Below are 22,290 nucleotides of genomic sequence, written 5' to 3' on the forward strand. Positions count from 1 at the left end.
GTGGCGCAGTACGCGCGCTACGTCGGGCCGAACGGCATCGTCCACACCGGACGGGTGCAGCACGGCAAGCTGCAGGACATCCCGGGAGACCCGGAGATCCTCGACCTGCTGAGCGCGCCGGCGGAGGTGCGCCGCGACCTCGACGTGCGCGCCGGTCGGCAGCAGAAGCTGCCCATCCCCGAGGCGACGTTCGCCGTGCCGGTGCAGCCGCGGGCGATGCGTGACTTCCTCGTGTTCGAGGCGCACATCGCCGGCATGAAGAAGAACGAGCCCGGCGACGGGTCGGTGCCGCCGCAATGGTACGAGGCTCCCGCGTTCCTGTTCATGAACCCGTGGTCGGTGCTGCCGACCGGGGCAGACATCCCGATGCCGCCGTTCACGCAGAAGCTCGACTTCGAGCTCGAAGTCGCGATGATCGTCAAGGACACCGTCCGCGACGTGCCGCTCGAGGAGGCCGCCGAGCACCTCGCCGGCTTCTGCATCTTCAACGACTGGAGCGCGCGCGACATCCAGGCAGGCGAGATGCGGGTCGGCCTCGGACCGTCCAAGGGCAAGGACTTCGCCAACACCCTCGGCCCGTGGATCACCACGCCCGACGAGCTCGAGCAGTACCGCGAGGGCGACCGCTACGCGTTGGAGATGTCGGTCGCGATCAACGGCGAGGTCGTCGGCACCGACAACCTGCGCAACATGTCCTGGTCGTTCGAAGAGATGCTCGTGCACGCCTCCCGCGACGCGTGGGTCGGCCGCGGTGACGTGCTCGCCACCGGCACCGCCTCCACCGGCGCCCTCTCCGAGCGCTGGGCGCGCACCGGGCAGCTCACCCCGCCGCCACTGCAGGTCGGCGACGTCGTCACCATGACCGTCCAGGGCCTCGGCACCATCGAGAACCGCATCGTCGAGACGGTCAGCCCCGCCCACACCGTCCCGACCGCGCGGCGCACCTACGGGTCCGACCGGCTCTGACCGCGGTGCCCGCTTCCGGCGCGGCCGCTGCGCACCCGAACCCGAAGGGGGGCGCAACGGCCGCGCCGTATGCTGACAGCGAAGCAGGAAGGGCGGCCGTGGACGATCTGCGCGGGGTGGACCTCAATCTCCTCGTCGTGCTCGACACGGTGCTCTCCGAGCGCAGCCTCACGCGAGCCGCCGACGTGCTCGGCACGAGTCAGCCCACCGTGAGCGGCGCCGTCGCGAAGCTGCGGACGATGCTCGACGATCCGCTGCTCGTGCGCAGCGGACGCCTGTCCGAGCTCACTCCGCGCGCGCAGGCGCTGCAGCCGATCGTGCGCGCGGCGCTCTCGGAGATCGATCGGACGCTCAATCTGCGACCGATGTTCGACCCGCTCACGAGCAGCCGCCACTTCCGGCTCTCGACATCCGATTACGCCCTCTCTGTCATGGCGGCTCCCCTCCTCGCGGTGCTCGAGCAGGCCGCACCGCAGGTCACGATCGACTTCGGGCCGCTCGCGAACTTCGGCCCGGTCGATCTGCTCCGCGACGACGTCGTCGTCGCATTCGCGGACCGCGGCGTGCCGGGGAAGCACCGGGCCCTGTTCTCGGACGCGCTCGTCTGCCTCGTGCGGCGCGATCATCCCGCTCTCGTCGACGGCGCACTGAGCCTCGAGCAGCTCGCGTCGCTGCCCTACGTGCAGGTCGCCTTCGGCGAGGGAATCGTCATGTACGCCGACGACAGCCTCGCCTCGGCCGGTGTGTCACCGCGCGTCGCCCGCACGGTGCCCGGGTTCCTGCCCGTTCCGTTCACCGTCGCGGGCTCGGACCGGTACGGCTTCGTTCCGGAGCGGGTGGCCGATCGCTACGCCGCCCAGCTCGGCCTCCAGGTCGCCCGCATCCCGGTCTCCCTCCCGGTCCTCGTCGAGGCGGCGTTCTGGCACCCCTCCCGCAACGACGATCCCGCGCTGCGCTGGCTCGTGTCGATCCTGCGAGAGGTCGCGGAGCGCGTCGAGTTCGCGGACGACGAGGGCTCTCCCGTCTGACTCGAGCCGCCGCCCAGCGGCGGGCCTGCCCCTCGCTGCGCGGAGGCGATGCCAGTCATCCCCGGAGACCCGTACCACGGATCCGCGCACCGCCGTAGCGTGTGAGCGTGACGAGCCGGGGAGGCCGCGACGATGACAGAACTGACCCCCGAAGACCTGTTCAGGCTGGAGGGTCGGGTGGCGATCGTCACCGGCGCGACGAGCGGGATCGGACTCGCCTGCGCGGAGGCGCTCGCCGCCGCCGGCGCGAGCGTGCTCCTCGCCGGGCTGGGTGATGCTCCCGGCGCCGCCGAACAGCTCGCCGCCCGCGGCCTCTCGGCGGTCGGCCTGGAATGCGATCTGCTCGATCCCGGTGCGCCCGCATCCCTCGTCCGCGCGGCGGTCGATCGCTGGGGCCGCCTCGACACGGTGCTCGCGAATGCCGGAGTCGCCCTGGACCGCCCCGGCGAGCCGATCGACGACGCGCTCGGAAGGTTCGAGGTCATGTTCGGCCTGCACGTCGGCTCGGTGCTGCGTCTCGCCGACGCCGCGCTGCCGATCATGGCCGAGGGCGGGGGCGGCGCCTTCCTCGTGATGTCCAGCCTGGCGGGCCTGCGCGGAAACCGGATGATCGCCGGCTACGGCATCACGAAGGCCGCCAACGCGCAGCTCGCGAGGAACATCGCCGTCCAATGGGGGCCGCACGGAATCCGCGCGAACGCCATCGCGCCCGGAGTGATCGCCACGGACTTCGCAATGCCGATCACCGGGGATGACGACGTCGCGCGCATCCGGCTCGCGAAGACCCCACTCCGGCGCTTCGGCACCACCGCGGAGATCGCCGGGACCGTCGTGTGGCTCGCCTCGCCCGCCGGCGGGTTCGTGAGCGGCCAGACGATCGTCGTCGACGGCGGGACCCTCGCCTCGGACTGAGACGAAGGAGGGGGATGCCGTCGGCCGACGGCATCCCCCTCCCGGATACTCCGGTCGCGTCTACCTGACGCCCCGGATCGGCAGGATGAGCACCGCCCCGATCAGGCCCGCGATGGCGCCCGTGAGGAACAGGGCCGGGAAGTTCTGGGGATGGGCGGCGGAGGCGCCGATCGCCAGCAGCACCGGCGCCACGGCGGGGACGATGGACTGCGGCAGTGTGCTCGCGAGCCCCATGATGCCCATGTCCTTCGCGATGTTGTGACGGTCGGGCAGGATCTCGCTGACCAGGGCGAGGTCGACAGCCATGTAGACGCCCTGGCCGAGGCCGATGATGCCCATCGCGACGAGGAACATCGGGTACGAGGTCGCGAACGTGACGACGATCAGGCCGATTCCGAACACGAGAGCCGCGACGATGACGAAGGGCTTGCGGCGACGGACGCGGTCGGAGATCTTGCTCGCGATCGGGGCGAAGATCAGCGCCATGACGGTGAGCACGAGCGTCGACAGGAACACCGCGGTGGAGACCCCCGCGATCGAGAAGTGCAGCGCGATGATCAGATAGAACGCCTGGTAGGCCTGCACGGCCGCGATGCCGAAGAAGATCAGCAGGCGGCTCCACCACGCCCATCCGTACGACGGGTGCTTGACGGGATTGACCCAGAAGGTGCCGAAGAAGTCGCGCGCGGTGAACGTCGGCACCTCGGCCCGGGTGATGGGCCGGTCGGGCAGACGCAGCGCGAGCAGGATCACCGCGATGACGCCGATCGCCGCCGGGATCAGGAACTGCGCCAGGAGGCTCCCCGACACGAGCTGCGCGAGGAAGAGGCCGATGACGGCCCCCACCGGCAGGCTCAGCCCGATGAGGGCGGAGGCCGGTCCGCGGCGATCCGGCGAGTACTGGTCCGCGAGGATCGCGGTGCAGGCGACGGTGACCGCGGCGACGCCGAGGAACGTGAGCACGTTGCCGAGGATCAGGATGCCGAGCGAGCCTGCCGCGTACGACAGCGGTGCGCCGATGGCCATCAGGACCGCGCCGATGATCAGCAGCGGACGGCGACGACCGAGCCGCGTCGTGAGGCGGTCGCTGATGCGGCCGAAGATCGGGGCGGCGATGAGAGCGACGATCCCGCTGATCGCCATGACGATCGACAGCAGTGTCGTGGCGTTGCTGTGGTCGATCGCCTCCGCCTTGAGCGAGAGCGTCAGCACGGCCGGCACGAGCTGCGCCATGCCGGCGCCGATCGCCCCGAAGCCGAGGAAGAAGAGGAGCCCACGGCGCGGGTTCGGCCAGTCGTGGCCCGAGGTGTCGACGTCCTGGGTCGTCGTGCTTGTTGAGGTCATGAGGCTTCCTTGCCTGTGCCCGGCGTTCGGGCGGCCGGGGTCTGCAGCGATTCAACCAACGGGCATCCGCCTGTCCCATGGGCTGCGGCGATTCAACCCATCGCGCAGCCCGATGAAGAACCCGCGTCAGCCCTGGCCGTGCTTCGCGTACGGGTTGAGCAGCGCCTCGCGGATCTCATCCGGCACGCCTTCCTCGGTCGCGCTCGGGCCGTCGGCGGCCGGGAACGACTCGGTCATCGACATCGGCATCGCGCCGTTGCGATAGAAGTTGTTGGACCCGAGCGACGGCTTCCACGTGTTCGGCTCCCAGTCGGGAACGTAGTTGCGGTAGCCGCCGGTGTTCAGCTCGATGCGCAGGCTGGACGGCTCGCGGTAGTAGAGGAAGTTCTGCTCGCCGATGCCGTGGATCGACGGGCCGTACTCGATGGGGATGCCGTGCTCCATGAGCGTGTCGGCGGCGATGAGCAGCTCCTCGCGCGTGTCGACCCAGAAGGCGTAGTGGTTCACGCGGCCGGCGCGCGACGAGCCGTCGAGCACGACGCCCAGGTCGTGCGACTTCTCGTTCGTGGTGAGCACGGAGAACACCGAAATCGGCGCCTCGTCGAGCAGCGTGCGGGCCATGATCCGGAACCCGAGCACCTCGTTGTACCAGGCGGCGAACGCGTCGACGTCGCTCGCGGCGATCGTGACGTGGTCGAGCTGGCGCGGAGCGCCGGCGACGGTGCTGCGCTTCTCCGGGCGGTCGGGATAGATGGATGCCGTGTGCCCCTGCGCCTGGTGCCGCGTGACATCCCAGTGCAGGGTCATCGAGTGGCCCCACGGGCCGGTGAAGCGGTAGGCGCGGCCGATGGTGTGGACGTCGACCCACTCCCCCTGGACGCCGGCGGACTCGATGCGCTGCACGGCCTTGTCGAGCGCCTCGAGGCTCGAGGTGCGCCAGGCCATCGTGTCGAGCGACGGCTCGTCGCCGGGAAGGACGACGACCGAGTACGCGTAGTAGTCGCCCCAGCAGCGCAGATAGACCGCGCCGTCGATCCGGTCGACCACGGTGAGGCCGACCCGCTCGACATAGAAGGCGACGGAGGCCTCGACGTCGGGCGACGTGATCGCCACGTACGACAGGTGGGACAGGAGCTTGATCATCGTCGATCCTTTCGAAGTGCCGGGCGACGGCCCACTTCCACGATCGGCGCTCGGCCGATATCAGGGAAGACCGGGTTCCCTATCTCCACCATCACCGCGACTTATGCATTCCGGTTCGCCGTGGAGTGAACCTCGGAGGGGCAGCTTTTGCGCAGATTCCTCCTAAGTCCATGTGGATTCGTCGATAGTTCGCGCGTTTGTGTCGATTTGATGCGTCGAGTTGTGTGAAAATCAACCATGGTCAGGGAGTCAGCACTGCGTTTCGGCGCACAGACGGACGAGGTGACGAGCCTCCTCAGGATCGTCAACATGGTGCGCACGGGCGAGGCCACGACCCGCCCAGAGATCGGTCGCCTCACGGGACTGGGACGTGGCGTCGTCACCCAGCGCGTCGAGGCGGCGATCGCCATGGGCTTCCTCGAGGACGGCGCTTTCGGCCCCTCGTCGGGTGGTCGCGCACCCCGCACGCTCGGATTCCGTTCGGACCGCGGTCTCATCGTGGTGTGCGCGCTCGGCGCCCTGCACATCCACGTGGGACTGGCATCGCTCGACGGCGTGATCATCGCCCAGGATCACCGGGCATGGGAGATCGTCCGGGGGCCGGCCGAGACCCTCGAGGCGACGATCGCGATGGTCGAGAAGCTCCTCGCGACCACCGATGGACGCCCCGTCTGGGCCGTGACGGTGGGCGTGCCGGGCCCGGTGGACTTCGAGTCCGGTACGGTCGTCGCCCCGCCGATCATGCCGGGCTGGAACGGCTTCGATGTGCGGCGCCGCTTCGAGCAGCACTTCCAAGCGCCCGTCTGGGTCGACAACGACGTGAACATCCTGGCGCTGGCCGAGCGGGTGCACCGCCGGGACGACGCCATCGACCTCATCTATCTGAAGGTCGGCACGGGTATCGGAGCCGGGCTCCTCTCGCACGGACACCTGCACCGCGGTGCCAACGGCGCTGCCGGAGACATCGGGCACGTCCGCGTGGGCGACTCGGAGGTGATCTGCCGCTGCGGCAAGATCGGCTGTCTCGAGGCCGAAGCCGGCGGCTGGGCGCTTGTGCGGGATGCCGAGCGAGCCATCGGCGACGGCGCGGTCGGGGTGCTGAAGACCCACCACGACGCCGGTGAGCAGCTCACTCCCGAGCTCATCTGCGTGTCGGCGCGCGACGGGGATGCCCTGGCGATCGCGCTCGTGCAGCGCTCCGCGCGGCTCGTCGGCGAGTCCATCGCGGCGCTCGTCAACATGTTCAACCCGTCGGTGATCGTGATCGGCGGTGCGATGGCGGGTGCCGGAGAGATCTACCTCGCCGGGGTGCGGCAGCGGGTGTATGAGCTGTCCCTTCCACTCGCGACGCGGGATCTCGTCATCCAGCCCTCGAACAACGACGTCGCCGAGCCGCTGCTCGGCGGGGCGGAGCTCGCGATCGAGCAGCTGTTCGACGTGACCTTCCCCCGCTGGTTCGCGTCCGGCGTGCCGACGATCGAGCGGGTGCGCGCCGCCTGAGTCGTCTTCCGCGCATCGGCGAGCCGATACTTCTTCTGTTATTCGACTTAAGTGTGTAGGTTGTGATCTGAAGTAGGGATCACGAGGAGACCGCATGCTGCCGATCCTGCGCGAGGGGGCGCTGGCCTGGACCGACCGTGGCATCGCCCTGCGACTGTGCCTCCCGTGGATCCGCTCACTGCCCCTCTCGTCCATCACCGCCATCGAGGTCGCGGTGGACGGCGAGCCGCTCACGGTTGTCGTCTGCGTCGACGGACGCGCCGTTGCCCCAGGCGAGCTCGCCGACGAGGACGGCTGGTGGTTCGTGCAGGACCGCCTCGTGCTCGAGGCTCCGCGGTCGCCACGCCCGCTCCCGTCGCTGCCGGGACGTCGTCCGAAGCCTCGCGCCCCGGACGGCCGGCTGCGCCCCGGGGTGCACGACGTCTCCGTGTCGTTCCGGCTCGTCATCCCCTACCTCCCGGCGGGCCCCGACGCACCGTTGGTGCTGCCGTTCCACGCCGAGGCGCAGCTCATCCTGGATGCGCCGCGCTCGCCCGCTGCGCGAGCCGCCGAAAGCCCCAGAATCCCCGGAGAGGCGGAGGCCCGGCCCGCAGAGGTCCGACCGCGCGAGGATTCTCCGAGGTCGGAACGGCTGCCGAGCGGCTGGACGCTCGGCGCGAGCGCCTTCAACTGGACGCCCGTGGTCATCACGGCCGAGCGGCCGGCTCCTGACATCGCGGTCGGGATCGTCGCCGACGGCGTCGCCGACGTCATCGAGGTCGAGCTGGGTCAGCTGTGGCGCTCGTTCCCCGACCCCGCGGACGCGGATGCCGACGACCTGCGCGCGGCGCTGGAGGCCGTCGGCGGTTCGGTGAGCATCGTCGGCGCCAGCATCGACGACTGGCGCACCCCGACCCGGCACCGGACGGACGAGGAACGGCTCGCCTTCCTCATGCCCCAGCTGCGCGCCGCGCACCGCCTGGGCGCCCACGGCGTGCGTCTGCCGATCGGGCAGGCGGGTGCCGCGCTGCTGCGTCGCCTGCAGCCCACGCTCGACGAGCTGGACCTCATCCTGTACGAGGAGGTGCAGGGCCACCAGGCGCCGGGAAACCCGGCCGTCGCGGCGGCGTACGAGACGATCGCGCGGCTGGACGACCCGCGCATCCGTCTGCTCGTCGACATCAGCATGCTGATGCCGGCGCTCCCGACGTCGTACCTCGGACTCCTGCGCGATCGTGGAGTGCCCGCATCCCTCGTCGACGCCCTCGAGTCGGACTGGCGGGAACCCGCGATCGGCGCGAAGGTCGTGCGACTCCTGCAGTCAGGTGGTGTGCCGCCGGCAGTGCACACGGCCTACATGAACCTGCTCGTGCGGTTCGGGCGATCGGATGCGGCCGACCTGCGCAGCATCCTTCCGCGAACCGGAGCCTTCCATCTGAAGTTCTGGGATCTCGACGACGCCGATGGACGCGTGTCGAGCCCGATCCGCGATCTCGGCGCCCTGCTCGTCGAGCACGGCTGGCGCGGCACGCTCACGAGCGAGTGGGGCGGGCACGAGTGGCTCGAGGACCTCGATGCCACCGAGACCACGCGCGCCCACCTCCGCCTCGCCCGCGCGGCACTCGCACAGGGCGCGCAGACCATGACCGAACAGAAGGAGAATCCATGCCGTACGCCGTCGGCGATCTGACCGAATCGTTCACGCTGCCTCGGGCGGGGGGCGGTGAGGTGACCGTCGCAACCGCGGGGGCGCCCGCGACCGTCGTCATCTGGACGTGCAACCACTGCCCCTATGCCCTCGCCTGGCATGACCGGCTGCAGCAGGTGGTGCGCGACTACGCGGACCGCGGGGTCGTCTTCGTGCAGGTCAACGCCAACGACGAGCAGAAGTACCCCGCGGACTCCTTCGCCGAGATGGAGCGGCGCGTGGCGGCGGGTGAGTTCGCGTCCGACTTCCTGCGGGACGCCGAGCAGTCCCTGTCGAAGCAGTGGGGCGCGCGCGTCACGCCGGATGTCTTCGTGCTCGATCCGCAGGGCCGGATCGTCTACAAGGGGGCCCCGGACTCGGATCACGACGACCCGACGCAGAACGCGCAGCACCTGCGGAACGTCCTCGATGACGTGCTCGCCGGCCGCCCCGCCCGCCTCAGCGGCACGCGCGCGGCGGGCTGCAAGATCAAGTGGACCGTCGACGATCAGCCGAACCCCTATGTCTGAGAAGCTGACCGTCCTGGGCTGGTCCGGATGCCCGTCGACCGGGATGGTGGACACGTGGGTGGCCGACGTGTGCGCGGGGGCCGGCATCCAGCCCCCCGCACTGGAGCTCGAGTACGTCGAGACGGACGAGGATGCGGCGGCCCGCGGCTTCATCGGATCGCCGACGTTCCTCCGCGACGGCGTCGACCTGTTCCCCGAGCCCGGCGCACCGCCGGCGTTGACGTGCCGGCTCTATCGGCGCCGCGACGGGCGCCCGTCGCCCCTGCCGGATCCCGCGGACTTCGTCGAGGCCCTGCGACGCTGAGTGCCCTGCTGCCGGACGGGCGCGCCGCCCGCAGGCGCCGGAGCATCGAGCGCCCGTGCGCGACGGCCGGGCGGAACGGAGCTCAGCGCGGCTGGAGACCAGCCGCCCGGTAGATGTCGTCGACGGTGCGCATGGTTCCGACCCCGCGGGCCGCATCGAGGATGCTCGGCGAGCCGTCGTCCAGCACCGCGACGAGGTGCTCCAGCTGACGCACGTAGCTGTTCTCGCCCTCGACGGCCTTCTCGTCGATGAGGACGTCGTCGCCCGCGGTCACCCGCAGCGTCGCTCCCCACTGCGGCACGATGACACTCGTCGCCTCGAGGTGGGCCGCCGACCCGGCGACCCGCATCCACATCGCACCCTGGTCATCCCCGATGAACGATGCCCGCAGCTGCACCGGCCCGCCGGACGGCAGCCGCAGCACGGCATCGGTCTGCAGGTCGATCCGCGGGTCGTCCTCGAAGAGCACCGCCGTCGCCGACTCGACGACGGGCTCGCCCCAGGCGGCGCGCATCAGATCGACCGCGTAGCATCCGACGTCCATCACGGCCCCGCCGCCGAGGTCTCCGTCGAGCCGGATGTTGCCGGGCTTCACGACGAAGTGGGGGATGCTGAAGTCGAAGTCGACCCGCTCGATGTCGCCCAGCGCACCCGAGGAGATGACTTCCAGCAGCCGCTGCGTGAACGAGTGCAGCCGGTAGTGGAAGCCGACGAACGCGCGCCGGCCGGTCGCCGCGGCCGCGTCGGCGATCGACGCAGCGGTCGTGCCGTTCACCGACAGCGGCTTCTCGCACAGGACGTGTTTTCCGGCCTGCAGCGCCCGCACGCCCCACTGGGCGTGCACGATGGGCGGCAGTGCGAGGTACACGAGGTCGATCTCGGGGTCGGACAGGATCGCCTCATAGTCGCCGTGCTGCGGCAGGTGCAGCCGCTCGGCGAACGCCCGCGCACGTTCCGGATCGCGCGCACCGATCGCGACGACCCGGGCGCCGTCGACCTCACGGGAGGGTTCGACCATCGCCCGCTCGGCGATGCCGCCGGCACCCAGGATGCCGATCCTCAGTTCGGATGCCATTGGTCAGCCCTCGTGGTTGTAGTACGGCCAGGGCAGGAACCGGCGCTCGCCGCGACGGTCGGGACCCTCGAGCGACACCGAGCCCGTGGCGGCCCACTCGACACCGCGCGGGAACATGCGGATGAACTCGATCCGGCGGAACGTGTCGATGTCGTGCCCGATCGTGATCGTGAAGGAGCGGCCGGCGCCGTACTCGTTGATCCACGCGATCGGCTGGTCGGTGTTCATTCCCGGGAGCGCGGCGATGCCCTCCGGCGGGATCGCCACCGGGTAGTGCGACATCGGCCAGATCGGCGCCTTCTGGTACGACTCGAGGTCGTCGTAGGTCGTCAGCAGCACCTGCGCGCCGTCGGCGATCTCGACGCCGGTGAGGATGTCGTCTCCCGTCACGGTCCACCGAGCGCTGATGCCCTCGGTGATCGCGTGCCGAGGCTCGACGGTGTCCAGCCGCGCCTCGCCCCACGGGCGCGGACGCAGCCCGTCGGCGACCGTCATCCGCGAGCCGCGCATGACGTTGTACTCGTCGGGGTAGCCCCAGTCGTCCTCTTGAGCGGCGGATCCGTGGAACCACACGATGCCCTTGCCGTCGTCGTGGACGAAGGTCAGGAGCGCAGCATCCGTCTCGGCGCCGAAGCCCACCGCCTTCTCGTGATAACCGTCGCGCCCCTCGAACACCACGATCACGACGTCGTACTTGTCGATGATCGCGGCGCCGAGACCCCGCGGATCCTCGACGACCCGTACGGTGAACCGGCCGGTGTCCTCGAGGAGCGCCGTGATCCACTCGTTGTGCTTGCGGAAGCTGCGGTGCTCGTTGTCGTGCTCGCGGGTCATGTGTCCCGACAGGATGAGGACGCGCAGACCGTCCGATTCGTGCTCTGCCATGTCGTTCATACCCGGGCGACGCGCCTCTCGACGATCGGCTCCAGCACCTTCTGCACGTACCAGCCGCTGACCATGGCGCTCTCGGCAGGCCGCGGGCTCTGGTCCGACTCGACCACGATCCAGCCCGAGTACGAGGAGTCGGCGACGGCCTGCGCGAAGGCCTCGAAGTCGATCAGTCCGCCTTCATCGGTCGGCTCGAAGAACCAGCGCTCGATCCGCCGGGAGCCGCCTTCGGTGCGCACGAACTGCTCGGCGTGGGGCGTCAGCGCTTCCGCGTCGTCGACGACGTCGTGCGCGTTCTTGAGCTGGATGTGCCACACGCGGTCGGCATGGCGACGGAAGAACTCCACCGGCTCGATGCCGGCGACGGCGAGCTCCGCCGTGTCGAGCGCGAGGCCGACGTGGTCGGGATCGGTGGCGGCGAGGAGCCGGTCGAGGCCGTCCTCGAGGCGCAGCGCCGACAGGAAGTCGACGTGCAGCGCCAGTCGCACGTCGTGCTCGGCGATACGGCGGCCCACCTCGTCCCAGAGCACGGCGAGCGTGCCGATCTGCTCATCGCTGAGGGCGCCCGTCTGCCATGCGGAGCCGGCGGGGCGCACGACGAGGACATCGCCGCCGAGGCGATGCACCGCATCGGCGAACCACACCGCGGTGGCGGCGATCTGCTCGCGTGCATCCGGATCCAGCGGATCGGGACCGCGACCCATCTCCACATCGAATCCGACGGACGGGTCGTAGACGTAGCTGCTCACGGCGTCGAGCGCGCACTCGGCGAGGAACGAGCGCAGATCCTCGAGCGATCCGTAGAGGTGCGCGATCTCATCGGGGCTGCCGAACGGCTCCCAGGGACCGAAGCTCACCGCCGTCAGCTCGACCCCGCTGAACCCGCTGATCGAGATGGTCTTGAACGCGCGCTCATGGTCGCGCCGGCGAACGAACGCATCGATGTTGGTGTCCCACTGGTTGAGGGCGTAGCCCCACCGGATGCCGCTCACTTCGCACCCTCCCCGTAGATGCCGTCCAGCACGTTCTTGGCGTACCACCGCGCGATCGCCGTGCTCTCGGAGTAGTCGCCGCCGAGCTTGTCGGCCTTGTCGTGCTCGACGCTGATCCAGCCGGAGTACCCGTGATCGCGCACCGAGCGCATCATCGACTCGAAGTCGACGAGACCCTCGGCGGTGCCCATCTCGTAGAACCACTTCTCGGTCGTGACCGCCGAGAGCTCGGCATCCGGCCAGAGTCGGTAGTCCTCGTTCACGTCCTTCGTGCGCGTGTCCTTGAAGTGGAACCCCGTCACCCGATCGTGATGGGCCTCGTAGACGTCCACCGGGTCGACATCCGCGATGCAGTGCTGGGCGGTGTCCACGAAGAACTTCACGTAGTCCGGATCGGCGTAGTCGTAGAACGTGTCGATCTGGGCACGCGTGCGGATGCCGCCGTAGAACTCGTGGTGGCACGTGAGGTTGACCCCGTACTCCTGCGTGATCCGTCCGACCTCGCCCCACACGTCCGCCGCGTGCTTGAGTCCGTCGTCGCTGACGCCCACCTCGTCGAAGTACCTCGAGCCCGGCATGACGATGATGTTGTCCAGCTGGATGCCCGACCACCGGTCCATCGTCACCTTGAAGTCCTCGAGGATCGTCGGATGGGTCGCGGGGACCTCCGGGGCGTACCGCTCGGGCGTGTAGTAGACGCCGTGGAACGTGTTCACGATGCGCTCCAGCCCCTGCTCCTGCACGAACTCCTGGTAGTTCGCAACGGACCCGTACTGCTCGAGGATCTGCCAGAACCGGAAGTCGAACGTGTCGATCGCGTCGAATCCGACGGCTGCGACCTGACGCAGGAACCGGGTCATCGCCAGCCGCGACTGCCATTGATCGATCGGGCCGGCCGGACCCTGGCTGCGCCAGTGGTCCATGTAGCTCCACTTGATCTTCGGGGGCTCGGTGGTCGGCATCGTCATCGTCATGTCTGCTTTCGTGTGGAGTGGAGAGGAGCCGACCCTCCGGCTGGAAGACCGGCCTACTTCGTCGAGAAGGCGGCGTCGAAGGCGGCGGCGGGCGGGGTGATGGCGTTCAGCTCGCGGACGAACGCGATGGCCTCCGGTGCGCCCTGCAGGCGGTCCATGCCGGCGTCCTCCCACTCGACCGAGGTCGGGCCGGTGTAGCCGATGAAGTTCAGCGCCCGGAAGATCGGCTCCCACGGCACCTCGCCGTGCGCGGTCGACACGAACGTCCAGCCGCGGCGCGGGTTGTTCCAGGGCAGGTGCGAGCCGAGCACCCCGTTGCGGCCGTCGAGGTTCGTGACGGACTCCTTCACGTGCACGTGGAAGATGTGGTCGGCGAAGTCGAGGATGAACGCCACCGGGTCCAGCTGCTGCCACATGAAATGCGACGGGTCGAAGTTGATGCCGAAGCTCTCCCGGTGGCCGATCGCCTCCAGTGTCGCCTTCGCGGTCCAGTAGTCGTAGGCGATCTCGGACGGGTGCACCTCGAGCGCGAACCGCACGCCGACCTCTTCGAACACGTCGAGGATCGGGTGGAACCGGTCGGCGAAGTCCTGGTAGCCGGCGGCGATCCACTCGTCGGATGCCGGCGGGAACATCGCCACCGCCTTCCAGATCGACGAGCCCGTGAACCCGGTCACCGTCTTCACGCCGAGCTTCGCGGCGAACCGGGCCGTCATCTTCAGCTCCTCGGCAGCCCGCTGCCGCACTCCCTCCGGGTCGCCGTCGCCCCACACCCGATCGTTCAGGATGTCACGGTGCCGCTCGTCGATCGGGTCGTCGCAGACGGCTTGACCCGCGAGGTGGTTCGAGATCGTCCACACCTTCAGGCCGTTGCGCTCGAGGATGTCCTTGCGGGACTGCACGTACTCCTCGTCATCCCACCGCCCCACATCGATGTGGTCGCCCCAGCAGGCGATCTCCAGGCCGTCGTAGCCCCACTCGCCGGCGAGGCGAGCCACCTCCTCGAACGGCAGATCGGCCCACTGTCCGGTGAACAGCGTGATCGGACGCGTCATTGCTTCTCCTTTGTCATTCTTCGGTCGTTGAGCGGGCGCAGCGAGTCGAAACGTGGTGATCGATCGACGTCGGCGGCATGCCGCGTTTCGTCTCGTCGCTGCGCTCCTCGCTCAACGACCGACCTCCAGGACATCCGCACCGACGCGCACCCACGAGGAATCCTTCGCCGCGCTCGCCTCGACCGCGGACAGGACACGCTGCACGCTCAGCCCTTCGTCGAACGAGGGATGCGGGTCGGTGCCGTCGTGGATCGCGGCCACGAGGTCCACGACCTGGTGCGTGAACCCGTGTTCGTAGCCGAGCATGTGCCCGGGGGGCCACCAGGCGGCGACATACGGATGCTGCGCCTCGGTGACCAGGATCTTCGTGAACCCCTGCCGGTCCGCCGGTGCCGTGCGATCGTAGAACCGGAGGCTGTTCAGGTCCTCCAGGTCGAACGCGAGCGCCCCCTTGTCGCCGGAGACCTCGATCGTGAGCGCATTCTTGCGGCCCGTCGCGAACCGGGTCGCTTCGAACGAAACGAGTGCGCCGCCCGACAGGCGCCCGGTGAACAGGGCGGCATCGTCGACCGTGACATCGCCGTAGCCCTCGGCCGCCGTGCCCGTGAGACCCGAGCCCGAACCGAGGAGAGGGCGCTGCTTCACGATGGTCTCGAGAGTCCCGGAGACGGCATCCACCGTCTCACCGGTGACGAACTGGGTCATGTCGATGATGTGCGCGCCGATGTCGCCCAGGGCGCCGGAGCCCGCGTGCTCCTTCTGCAGGCGCCACGCGAGCGGCATCTCGGGGTCGACCAGCCAGTCCTGCCGGTACGCGGCCCGCACCTGCTGAACCCGCCCGACGACGCCCTCCGCGATGAGATCGCGCAGGAACGTGACGGCGGGCACCCGGCGGTAGGTGAACCCGACCATCGCCTTCGCGCCGCCGCGCGCGGCCCGTTCGGCCGCGGCGGCCATCGCCTCGGCCTCCTCGACCGAGTTCGCCAGCGGCTTCTCGCACAGCACGTGCTTGCCGGCATCCAGCGCGGCGATCGCGATCTCGGCGTGCGAGTCGCCCGGCGTGACGATGTCGACGATGTCGATGTCGTCCCGCGCGATCACCTCGCGCCAGTCGGTGGCCGACTCGGCCCAGCCCCAGTGCGCGGCGGCCTGTGCGACCGCGTCCGCGTTGCGACCGACGAGCACGGCCATCTCGACGTCCTCCGGGAGGTCGAACACGTGCGGCGCCTGCCGCCAGCCCACCGAGTGCGCCGCGCCCATGAAGCCGTAGCCGATCATCGCCACCCGCAGTGGTCCCCGAGCCTGTCGAGGGGTCATGACAGCACGACCTCTCGCTCGACCGGGACGCGGTTGGTCACGTAGCGGCCGGGACCGCCGTCCTGTCCGGGCATGATCTGCATGTAGAGCAGACGCATCGTGAGCACCACCTCGATGGTGAGCCTCTCACCGGCGGCGGGCACCTCATCGAGCTGGATGACGACCTCGGGGCGATCGGCGACGAACCAGAGGGTCTCCCACTGCGCGGGGAGCTCCTCGATCCGGTACGACCGTCCGTTCAGCTCGAACCGCAGGCGGTCACGCGGGATCGCCGTGCCGTTGACGGTGGCGTCGACGCCGTCGACCGCGGAGAGCCAGAGGCTGCGGTACCAGGGCAGCTGCACCGACACCGCGATGCCGTCGGGACGCCGGGTGACGTCCTTCTCGGAGAACAGGGAGTTGTGGGTGGCCATGGCGCTTCCTTACGCGAAGGTATCGGTGAACGTGTCGTGCGGAACCGGCGGGACGGGCTCGAGCTTCTGCACCGTCCGCGGGCTGTAGGGATGGTTCGTGCTCGGGACGGGCTCGTCGGCGGGCGGCATGAACACCGGCTTGCCGTCATCCCCGAAGTACATGAGGTCGAGGTCGAACGCGCCCTGGTTCTTCAAGCCGAAGCTGACCCAGTTCTCCTCGAACGGCGCGCGGGCGAGCTCGTAGCAGCGGAACTTCCAGAACTTCCACTCGCCGTCCTGCTTCAGGAAGTCGATCGCGTACTTGCACCACACCCAGTGCGCCCAGACCTTCTTGCCGAGCACCTCCTCCGGCGAGTACATGTCGGGGAACGCCTCGGCGACCGCAGGGTCGGTCAGACCCGACTCGGTGCCGGCCATCAGCCACACACCCTTCGCAGTCCGGCCGTCGGCGGCGACCTCGATCACGGGCGTGGTCGTGGCGTGCAGGATGAGCTTGCCCTCGGGCGCCGGCCGATCCCGGTGGTATCGCGTCACGCTCTCCCACGTCGTGTACTGACCGGCGTTGGTGTAGCGCGCGCGGATGCCTTCCGTGCCCTCCTTCACCCACAGCGGGATGATCTGCTCGTCCTGGAACGCGTTGTGCAGGTACATGTAGCGGTTGAAGAGGTTCTCGACCCGCCCGCGGTCCTCGGCGCGCTGCGCGAGGCGCCGAGCATCGGCCACCTCCTGCCGGAGCCGCGCGAGCTCGGCCTGCAGATCTTCGACGGTCGCTGAGCCGGTCGAAGCGTCGCTCTTCGACGCCTCGACGGGCTCGGGCACCAGTGCACGCAGATCAGACATCCGCGGTCTCCTTCTGGGCGACCGCATCCTCGATCGCACCGCGCATGAGCGCGTGCTGCTTCTTCACGAGGTCGATGGGGTCTGCTTCGCCGAGGTCCTGGAACGCGTGCCCCTCCCACTCGCTGGAGAGGAACCCCTGGTAGCCGCCCTCGACGAACTGGCGGACGATGCGCGGGATGTCCATCGCCGGCTCCTCGCCGTCCGCGCCGATGTCGTAGAACTTCGCGTGCACATGGAAGATCTGCGGCATGATGTCCAGCCACTCCTCCGGCGGCACCAGCCCGTGCATGTTGAACGCCAGCCGGGTGAACGGGCCGAACGTGAGCGGGTCGACGCCCTCGCCGCTCAGGTAGTCCTCGAAGGTCTGATTGCGCACGTGCATGGGGGTGGGCTCGTGCCAGATCTCGTCCATGACCGCGAAGTGCTTCGGGTCCATGCCCATCTTCTCCAGCTGCGCGAGCAGCGTCGGCGACAGGCTGTGCATGGTCGACGAGAAGTCCGCGGTGAAGCCCAGGCGGTCGCTGCCGAGCTCGTCGTACAGCTCGCGGATGCCGAGCACTTTCGGGTCGTTCGGACCCTGCGGCGCGTGGATCTCGTAGCCCAGACGCTGGTCGTACTCCTCCGCGAGCGGCAGCAGGCTGCGCAGCAGCTCGCGGCCGGCCGACCGGATGACGACCCGCGTGAAGCCGAGCGTGTGCGCGGTCTTCAGCTGGCGGGCGAGGAAGTCGTGCTCCTCGTCTGGGGTCATGTCGCGGTCCTTGCGACGCCCCATGTCGAGGTTCGTGCCCACCGCGCTCGGCTCGAGACCGTACTTCTCCAGCGAGTCGAACCACAGCTTCACGAACGCACTGTCGACGTCCGGGTACGTGCGCAGCAGCTGCGCGATGTTGAACTCCACACCCGGGCCGATGCCGTTCTCGGCGACGGCGGCGATCAGCGTCTCGGGCGTGTACAGCCCCGCCGCGAACTCGCTCGTCATCGAGTAGAGGGTCGTGCCGAGCCGGATGCCGGTTCCGGCGATGCCGTCCGCGGTCATGCGCGTGCTCCTTCCGTGTCGGGCAGCCAGGCCGCCAGTTGTGCGCGGGCGTCCGCGGCATCGGTCACCATGCGGCTGCCCGCGTCCCGAGCGGCGGAGCGCTGCACCTTCTGCTCGCCCGCGATGATCTCGAAGGGCGACTGCCAGTGGTTCCAGTGCCACCCCTCGTATTCGCTCGAGATGGCGCCGTTGTAGCCGTTCTCCACGAGCAGGCGGATGAGATCCCGCACCGGCACCGAGGGCTCCTCGCCCGACTCGTCGATGCCGAAGAACTTGCCGTGCACGTGCCTGATCCACGGCATGATCGCCAGCCAGTCGTCGACGCGCGCGGGCCCGAACAGGCCCGTGCCGTTGATGCCGAAGTCGATGCCCAGGTCGGGGCGGCCGTTCTCGGCCGCCAGGCGGATGAAGGAGCCCATGCGCTGGGCGTGATCCTGCTGGTCCTTCGGCGGGCCCTGCTCGTAGTAGGAGTTCCACAGGTCGACGACCCTGCCGAGCAGCTCCTCCGACGCGCCGCGGCGTCGATACGCCTCGACGAGCGACGGTGCGAACCCGACGGTCGTGGCGCCCCAGTCCATCGTGAAACCGAGGAACGGTGAGCCGATCTTCTCGTAGCGATCGCGCAGGGCCAGGATGCGGGGATGCGACGCGTACTGGTCGGCGTGCACCTCGAGCGCGAGGGTGACGCCGTAGTGCTCGGCCACCGGCGCGAGGGCCTCCATCGAGTCCGGCTCGATCGAGATCTGCACGCGCGCGATCGGGAAGCCGAGCTTGGCGGCGGCCTCGATCTGACGGCGCATGTACTCGATGAGCTCGTCCTGGTTCAGCAGGCGATCGCGGTGGATTCCGATGTCGGCGTTGATCGCGAGCGAGGTCTGCACGAGCCCGGTCTCCGCGATGAGGTCGCGGAACCACGCGGCGTAGGCGTCGTCGATCTGGGGGAAGCCACGGAAGCTCGAGAAGCCGATGATCTCGAGGCCCGGGCCGAAGCCCTCGGCTGCACTCTTGCGGATGAGGCCTTCGAGGTCGTACTCGCGGCCGTGGAACGCGCGCGTGAAGCTGTACAGCGTCACGCCCTGGATCGGTGCCCCCGGTTCCTGCCCTTCGACAGGCTCAGGGACCGAAGTCAGATCGGTCATGCCGCCACCGCCTTCATCTTCTTGGTGTCGTGCTCCTCGATGTGAAGCACCTCGTTCTCGCCGATGACGATGTACGGGATGTACAGGGTGAGGTCGACGCTCACCTCGTGTTCGGCGCTCGGGTCGACGGGCAGGTCTCCGGAGAGCACGGCGGAGTCCGTGGGGAACCACCACTCGTCGACGTCGTCGACCATCTCGGCGAAGGTGCGGGAGCGGCCGTTCATCTCCCAGCGCAGGGAGTCGGTCGACGCGGCCACGCCGTCGATCGTCAGCCCGGCGCCCGCGATGCAGGATGCCGGAAGGGCCCGGTACCAGGGGATGCGCACCTCGACGGCGGCGCGAAAGCCGTCCGTCCGGAGCGTGCCGTGCTCGATGATGCGATCCGGGATCACAAGTCCTCCTCGACTTAAATCTTGTTTCTACAGTCTATTGTTTGAAATCGACATAAGCAAGCGCCGCGAGTGAGACGAGGTCGCGAATTCCACGTTTCGTCTCGCTCGTTCCTCGCTCGCTCAACGGCCGGCGGGGGAACGGTCGCTGAGCGAGCGCCAGCGAGACGAAACGAGGTCGCGGGTTCCACGTTCCGTCTCGCTCGTTCCTCGCTCGCTCAACGGCCGGCGGGGGAACGGTCATTGAGCGAGCGCCAGCGAGACGAAACGAGGTCGCGGGTTCCACGTTCCGTCTCGCTCGTTCCTCGCTCGCTCGACGACCGGCGGGGGAACGGTCGTTGAGCGAGCGCCAGCGAGACGAAACGAGGACGCGGGTTCCACGTTCCGTCTCGCTCGTTCCTCGCTCGCTCAACGGCCCGTATCGCTCGCTCACCGACCAGGGTCGGCGAGCTCCGCCGCGATACGTCGGGCGCCCCGTACGGCGAGCGCGACCGACGTGAGCGTCGGGTTGCACGCGGTGGCCGTCGGGATGACGCCGTTTCCGGCGACGAAGACGCCGGGCGCCGACCACACCTCGCTGTCCGGACCGCACACACTGGTGCCGTCGTCCGTCGCTCCCATCCGGACGGTGCCCTGGTAGTGCAGCGAGGCGCCGAGCGGCATCGTGAACGGGCGCTCGTCGATGGGCTCCCCCACCGCGTTGCCGAGACGCACGATCTCCGCGCGGGCGCGGTCGAGCACCTCCCGGTCGCGGTCGGTCAGCCGATAGTGCAGGCTCATCGACGGCATGCCGTACGCATCCGTCTCGTCGTCCGAGAACTCGACGCGGTCGTCCCACTGCAGGTCCTTCGCGGTGAACAGGCCCAGGCCCACGATCGAGCCGGGAACCGCGGGATCGTCCTCGGCGAGCGGGACGGGCGAGGCATCCAGCTGCATGATCTGGCCGTGCCACGGCTCGGCATCGGTGAACGGCACCCAGCTGACCCCGCTCTGCTCGCTGAGGGCGCCGGCGACGATGTCGTGCTCGTCGGACTGCCCCGCGGGTGCGGCCGCAGCGGAGCCGCCGGGGGCGGCGTCCCGGATCCGCGACGCGAACACGACCTGCGACTGGTCGTTCAGCATGCGACCAAGGGCGCGGGGGCGGATGCCCGAGGCGAAGAGCACTTGGGGCGTGCGCAGCGCGTCCGCGGCCACGACGACGAAGCGGGCCCGCACCTCGTGCACCTCTCCGGTGCGCTGATCGCGCACCTCGACGCCCGCCGCGCGGCCGTTCTCGAGGAGCACGCGGGTCACGAGCGAGTCGTCGAGCAGGGTGAAATTCGGGTTCCGGCGGGTGACGTCGCCGAAGACGACGTCCGAGCCCGACCACACGAGACGGCCGTCCTCCCGGCGATGCACGGCGAGCGGCATGCGCTGGACGCGCCGGTCGGCCGGGCGCCCGGCGTCGACGGCTGCCGCGAGGCGATCGCGCACGAGCTCGGTGAAGGGCGCGCCGTCGAAGGCGTGCGTCGTGACGCCGAGCAGGCGGTCGCCCTCATCCAGCAGCTCGTCCAGGTCGTCGAGGAACGCGATGCGCTCGCTCTCGCCCGGTCGCGGGCACGCGGCCGTCCAGTGCGCGCCCATGCCGCCGACGTTGCTCGAGAAGGCGGCGACCGGCAAGCCGTCCTCGCCGGGGAACGCGAAGCCCTCGTCGAGCAGATACGTGCCGGGGCGTGCCATGCGGTCGCCGGATTTCACGGCGCCCGGACCGTTCACGGTCGCGGCCTCGGCGCCAGGCCCCTGCGACCGGTGCTGCGCCGCGGCGCGGGCCGCGGCATCCTCGATGTTCTTCACGTGCGCACCGGGCGGATCCGAGACCGTCGGGCCCACCTCGAACATGGCGACCGTCGCCTGCGGCGCCTGCTCGCTGAGAATGCGCGCGTACGCGGCGCCCGTCGGGCCGCTGCCGACGATCGCGACATCGACGGCATCAGGGTATCGGGTCATGCCGACACCGCCAGCTCACGGATGAGGACGACGGATGCCGCGGACTCCTGCGTCGGGTAGTACTCGAGGCCGATCGGGCCGTCGTAGCCGGAGCTGCGCAGAATGCCGAGGCGCTCGGCCCAGTCGAGGTCGCCCGATCCGGGCTCGCCGCGGCCCGGCGCGTCGGCCAGCTGCACGTAGACGATGAGGTCGCCCGCGTTCGCGAGCTCGGCCCTCATGTCCTCGCCCTCGACGGCCGAGTGGTAGATGTCGTACAGCACGCCGAAACACGGCGAGTCGACGCCGCGCGCCACGTACACGGCCTCGGCCGTGCGGTCGAGCAGCGAACCGGGGTGATCCACCCGCACGTTGACCGGCTCGAGGGCCAGCGTGATGCCGGACCCGTCGATCTGCGCGATCGCCTTCTGGTAGATCTCGATGAGCTTGTCGAGCTGCACCTGGCGCTTCCAGCCCCCGAAGCCCGTCCCGCTTCCGACGACGATGCGGGGGCAGCCGAGGTCCTGCGCGATCGCGACGCCCTCGTCGAGCTTGCGGTAGAACTCCGAGTGGTCCCACGGCGGGATCATGAACTGGGTGCGGGGCTCGGACAGCTGGGCCGTGAGCTTCGTTCCGGTCTCCTCCAGCGCAGCCTTCAGCGCCGGGAGGTCTTTGGGCGTCGCGGGCGCGTCGGCGCCGGTCGGCCCCCACATCTCGACGGCGGTGAAACCGGCGGCGGCCGCCGCGCGCACGCGGTCGTGGTAGTCGCCGGCCTCGGTGAACAACAGCTCGATATTGGGTGCGAGTTCGTACATGA

Annotated in this window: 22 protein-coding genes; 7 read left to right on the forward strand and 15 right to left on the reverse strand. The window is 69.5% G+C overall.

What is annotated here, in order from left to right; translation table 11 throughout:
* From SM116_RS17640 to SM116_RS17650, 3 genes are all read left to right on the forward strand, one after another.
* Positions 1 to 966 (forward strand): fumarylacetoacetate hydrolase family protein, encoded by a 966-nt coding sequence (locus SM116_RS17640; RefSeq protein ID WP_320942270.1) that lies wholly within the window; start codon positions 1 to 3, stop codon positions 964 to 966.
* Between the two features lie 98 nt (positions 967 to 1,064).
* A complete protein-coding gene (locus SM116_RS17645; RefSeq protein ID WP_320942271.1) occupies positions 1,065 to 1,994 on the forward strand; it encodes a LysR family transcriptional regulator in 930 nt (309 codons plus the stop codon).
* Between the two features lie 132 nt (positions 1,995 to 2,126).
* A complete protein-coding gene (locus SM116_RS17650) occupies positions 2,127 to 2,906 on the forward strand; it encodes an SDR family NAD(P)-dependent oxidoreductase (RefSeq protein WP_320942272.1) in 780 nt (259 codons plus the stop codon).
* Positions 2,907 to 2,966: 60 nt separating this feature from the next.
* Here SM116_RS17650 and SM116_RS17655 read toward each other — a convergent pair whose 3' ends face one another.
* Both SM116_RS17655 and SM116_RS17660 read right to left on the reverse strand, forming a co-directional pair.
* A complete protein-coding gene (locus tag SM116_RS17655; RefSeq protein WP_320942273.1) occupies positions 2,967 to 4,250 on the reverse strand; it encodes an MFS transporter in 1,284 nt (427 codons plus the stop codon).
* Positions 4,251 to 4,376: 126 nt separating this feature from the next.
* Positions 4,377 to 5,393, reverse strand: a complete 1,017-nt coding sequence (locus tag SM116_RS17660) for a VOC family protein (RefSeq protein WP_320942274.1) — start codon at positions 5,391 to 5,393, stop codon at positions 4,377 to 4,379.
* A gap of 237 nt (positions 5,394 to 5,630) precedes the next feature.
* Between SM116_RS17660 and SM116_RS17665 the strand changes: the two genes are divergently transcribed.
* The 4 genes from SM116_RS17665 (at position 5,631) to SM116_RS17680 (ending at position 9,393) form a co-directional block, all read left to right on the forward strand.
* A complete protein-coding gene (locus SM116_RS17665) occupies positions 5,631 to 6,893 on the forward strand; it encodes an ROK family protein (protein ID WP_320942275.1) in 1,263 nt (420 codons plus the stop codon).
* Between the two features lie 94 nt (positions 6,894 to 6,987).
* The gene (locus tag SM116_RS17670; protein WP_320942276.1) at positions 6,988 to 8,562 is read left to right on the forward strand and encodes a hypothetical protein; all 1,575 of its coding nucleotides are present in this window, start codon (positions 6,988 to 6,990) and stop codon (positions 8,560 to 8,562) included.
* On the forward strand, positions 8,538 to 9,089 hold the full coding sequence (locus SM116_RS17675; RefSeq protein WP_320942277.1) for a redoxin family protein: 552 nt from the start codon (positions 8,538 to 8,540) through the stop codon (positions 9,087 to 9,089). Before SM116_RS17670 ends, SM116_RS17675 begins: the two co-directional genes overlap by 25 nt.
* Positions 9,082 to 9,393, forward strand: coding sequence for a thioredoxin domain-containing protein (locus SM116_RS17680; RefSeq protein ID WP_320942278.1), 312 nt, complete (start codon positions 9,082 to 9,084; stop codon positions 9,391 to 9,393). The genes SM116_RS17675 and SM116_RS17680 overlap by 8 nt, the downstream gene beginning before the upstream one ends.
* Positions 9,394 to 9,475: 82 nt before the next feature.
* Here the strand turns inward: SM116_RS17680 and SM116_RS17685 are convergent, their stop codons facing one another.
* From SM116_RS17685 to SM116_RS17745, 13 genes are all read right to left on the reverse strand, one after another.
* Complete coding sequence (locus tag SM116_RS17685) at positions 9,476 to 10,468, reverse strand: Gfo/Idh/MocA family protein (RefSeq protein WP_320942279.1); 993 nt, start codon at positions 10,466 to 10,468, stop codon at positions 9,476 to 9,478.
* A gap of 3 nt (positions 10,469 to 10,471) precedes the next feature.
* Positions 10,472 to 11,353, reverse strand: coding sequence for a ThuA domain-containing protein (locus tag SM116_RS17690; protein WP_320942280.1), 882 nt, complete (start codon positions 11,351 to 11,353; stop codon positions 10,472 to 10,474).
* A gap of 5 nt (positions 11,354 to 11,358) precedes the next feature.
* Positions 11,359 to 12,348: a sugar phosphate isomerase/epimerase family protein gene (locus SM116_RS17695; RefSeq protein WP_320942281.1), complete on the reverse strand. Its 990-nt coding sequence runs from the start codon at positions 12,346 to 12,348 to the stop codon at positions 11,359 to 11,361.
* Positions 12,345 to 13,322, reverse strand: a complete 978-nt coding sequence (locus SM116_RS17700) for a sugar phosphate isomerase/epimerase family protein (protein ID WP_320942282.1) — start codon at positions 13,320 to 13,322, stop codon at positions 12,345 to 12,347. The genes SM116_RS17695 and SM116_RS17700 overlap by 4 nt, the downstream gene beginning before the upstream one ends.
* Before the next feature lie 53 nt (positions 13,323 to 13,375).
* A complete protein-coding gene (locus SM116_RS17705) occupies positions 13,376 to 14,377 on the reverse strand; it encodes a sugar phosphate isomerase/epimerase family protein (protein WP_320942283.1) in 1,002 nt (333 codons plus the stop codon).
* Positions 14,378 to 14,488: 111 nt separating this feature from the next.
* Positions 14,489 to 15,694: a Gfo/Idh/MocA family protein gene (locus tag SM116_RS17710; protein WP_320942284.1), complete on the reverse strand. Its 1,206-nt coding sequence runs from the start codon at positions 15,692 to 15,694 to the stop codon at positions 14,489 to 14,491.
* Positions 15,691 to 16,107 (reverse strand): C-glycoside deglycosidase beta subunit domain-containing protein, encoded by a 417-nt coding sequence (locus SM116_RS17715; protein ID WP_320942285.1) that lies wholly within the window; start codon positions 16,105 to 16,107, stop codon positions 15,691 to 15,693. The genes SM116_RS17710 and SM116_RS17715 overlap by 4 nt, the downstream gene beginning before the upstream one ends.
* A 9-nt stretch (positions 16,108 to 16,116) precedes the next feature.
* A complete protein-coding gene (locus SM116_RS17720) occupies positions 16,117 to 16,947 on the reverse strand; it encodes a nuclear transport factor 2 family protein (RefSeq protein ID WP_320942286.1) in 831 nt (276 codons plus the stop codon).
* Positions 16,940 to 17,983, reverse strand: a complete 1,044-nt coding sequence (locus tag SM116_RS17725; protein WP_320942287.1) for a sugar phosphate isomerase/epimerase family protein — start codon at positions 17,981 to 17,983, stop codon at positions 16,940 to 16,942. The genes SM116_RS17720 and SM116_RS17725 overlap by 8 nt, the downstream gene beginning before the upstream one ends.
* On the reverse strand, positions 17,980 to 19,122 hold the full coding sequence (locus SM116_RS17730; RefSeq protein ID WP_320942288.1) for a sugar phosphate isomerase/epimerase family protein: 1,143 nt from the start codon (positions 19,120 to 19,122) through the stop codon (positions 17,980 to 17,982). Before SM116_RS17730 ends, SM116_RS17725 begins: the two co-directional genes overlap by 4 nt.
* Entirely contained in the window at positions 19,119 to 19,514 is a 396-nt protein-coding gene (locus SM116_RS17735) for a C-glycoside deglycosidase beta subunit domain-containing protein (RefSeq protein ID WP_320942289.1), read from the reverse strand. The genes SM116_RS17730 and SM116_RS17735 overlap by 4 nt, the downstream gene beginning before the upstream one ends.
* Positions 19,515 to 19,940: 426 nt before the next feature.
* The gene (locus SM116_RS17740) at positions 19,941 to 21,497 is read right to left on the reverse strand and encodes a GMC oxidoreductase (protein ID WP_320942290.1); all 1,557 of its coding nucleotides are present in this window, start codon (positions 21,495 to 21,497) and stop codon (positions 19,941 to 19,943) included.
* Positions 21,494 to 22,288, reverse strand: a complete 795-nt coding sequence (locus SM116_RS17745; protein ID WP_320942291.1) for a TIM barrel protein — start codon at positions 22,286 to 22,288, stop codon at positions 21,494 to 21,496. The genes SM116_RS17740 and SM116_RS17745 overlap by 4 nt, the downstream gene beginning before the upstream one ends.
* Between the last annotated feature and the right edge of the window lie 2 nt (positions 22,289 to 22,290).

Source organism: Microbacterium rhizosphaerae (assembly GCF_034120055.1).
In the GTDB taxonomy this organism is placed as follows: domain Bacteria; phylum Actinomycetota; class Actinomycetes; order Actinomycetales; family Microbacteriaceae; genus Microbacterium; species Microbacterium rhizosphaerae.

Bases quoted from the DNA above. Each gene is read 5' to 3' on its own strand.
- SM116_RS17650 (WP_320942272.1), top strand. From the start codon at position 2,127: ATGACAGAACTGACCCCCGAAGACCTGTTCAGGCTGGAGGGTCGGGTG.
- SM116_RS17655 (WP_320942273.1), bottom strand. From the start codon at position 4,250: ATGACCTCAACAAGCACGACGACCCAGGACGTCGACACCTCGGGCCAC.
- SM116_RS17660 (WP_320942274.1), bottom strand. From the start codon at position 5,393: ATGATCAAGCTCCTGTCCCACCTGTCGTACGTGGCGATCACGTCGCCC.
- SM116_RS17665 (WP_320942275.1), top strand. From the start codon at position 5,631: ATGGTCAGGGAGTCAGCACTGCGTTTCGGCGCACAGACGGACGAGGTG.
- SM116_RS17670 (WP_320942276.1), top strand. From the start codon at position 6,988: ATGCTGCCGATCCTGCGCGAGGGGGCGCTGGCCTGGACCGACCGTGGC.
- SM116_RS17675 (WP_320942277.1), top strand. From the start codon at position 8,538: ATGCCGTACGCCGTCGGCGATCTGACCGAATCGTTCACGCTGCCTCGG.
- SM116_RS17680 (WP_320942278.1), top strand. From the start codon at position 9,082: ATGTCTGAGAAGCTGACCGTCCTGGGCTGGTCCGGATGCCCGTCGACC.
- SM116_RS17685 (WP_320942279.1), bottom strand. From the start codon at position 10,468: ATGGCATCCGAACTGAGGATCGGCATCCTGGGTGCCGGCGGCATCGCC.
- SM116_RS17690 (WP_320942280.1), bottom strand. From the start codon at position 11,353: ATGGCAGAGCACGAATCGGACGGTCTGCGCGTCCTCATCCTGTCGGGA.
- SM116_RS17700 (WP_320942282.1), bottom strand. From the start codon at position 13,322: ATGACGATGACGATGCCGACCACCGAGCCCCCGAAGATCAAGTGGAGC.
- SM116_RS17705 (WP_320942283.1), bottom strand. From the start codon at position 14,377: ATGACGCGTCCGATCACGCTGTTCACCGGACAGTGGGCCGATCTGCCG.
- SM116_RS17710 (WP_320942284.1), bottom strand. From the start codon at position 15,694: ATGACCCCTCGACAGGCTCGGGGACCACTGCGGGTGGCGATGATCGGC.
- SM116_RS17715 (WP_320942285.1), bottom strand. From the start codon at position 16,107: ATGGCCACCCACAACTCCCTGTTCTCCGAGAAGGACGTCACCCGGCGT.
- SM116_RS17720 (WP_320942286.1), bottom strand. From the start codon at position 16,947: ATGTCTGATCTGCGTGCACTGGTGCCCGAGCCCGTCGAGGCGTCGAAG.
- SM116_RS17725 (WP_320942287.1), bottom strand. From the start codon at position 17,983: ATGACCGCGGACGGCATCGCCGGAACCGGCATCCGGCTCGGCACGACC.
- SM116_RS17730 (WP_320942288.1), bottom strand. From the start codon at position 19,122: ATGACCGATCTGACTTCGGTCCCTGAGCCTGTCGAAGGGCAGGAACCG.
- SM116_RS17740 (WP_320942290.1), bottom strand. From the start codon at position 21,497: ATGACCCGATACCCTGATGCCGTCGATGTCGCGATCGTCGGCAGCGGC.
- SM116_RS17745 (WP_320942291.1), bottom strand. From the start codon at position 22,288: ATGTACGAACTCGCACCCAATATCGAGCTGTTGTTCACCGAGGCCGGC.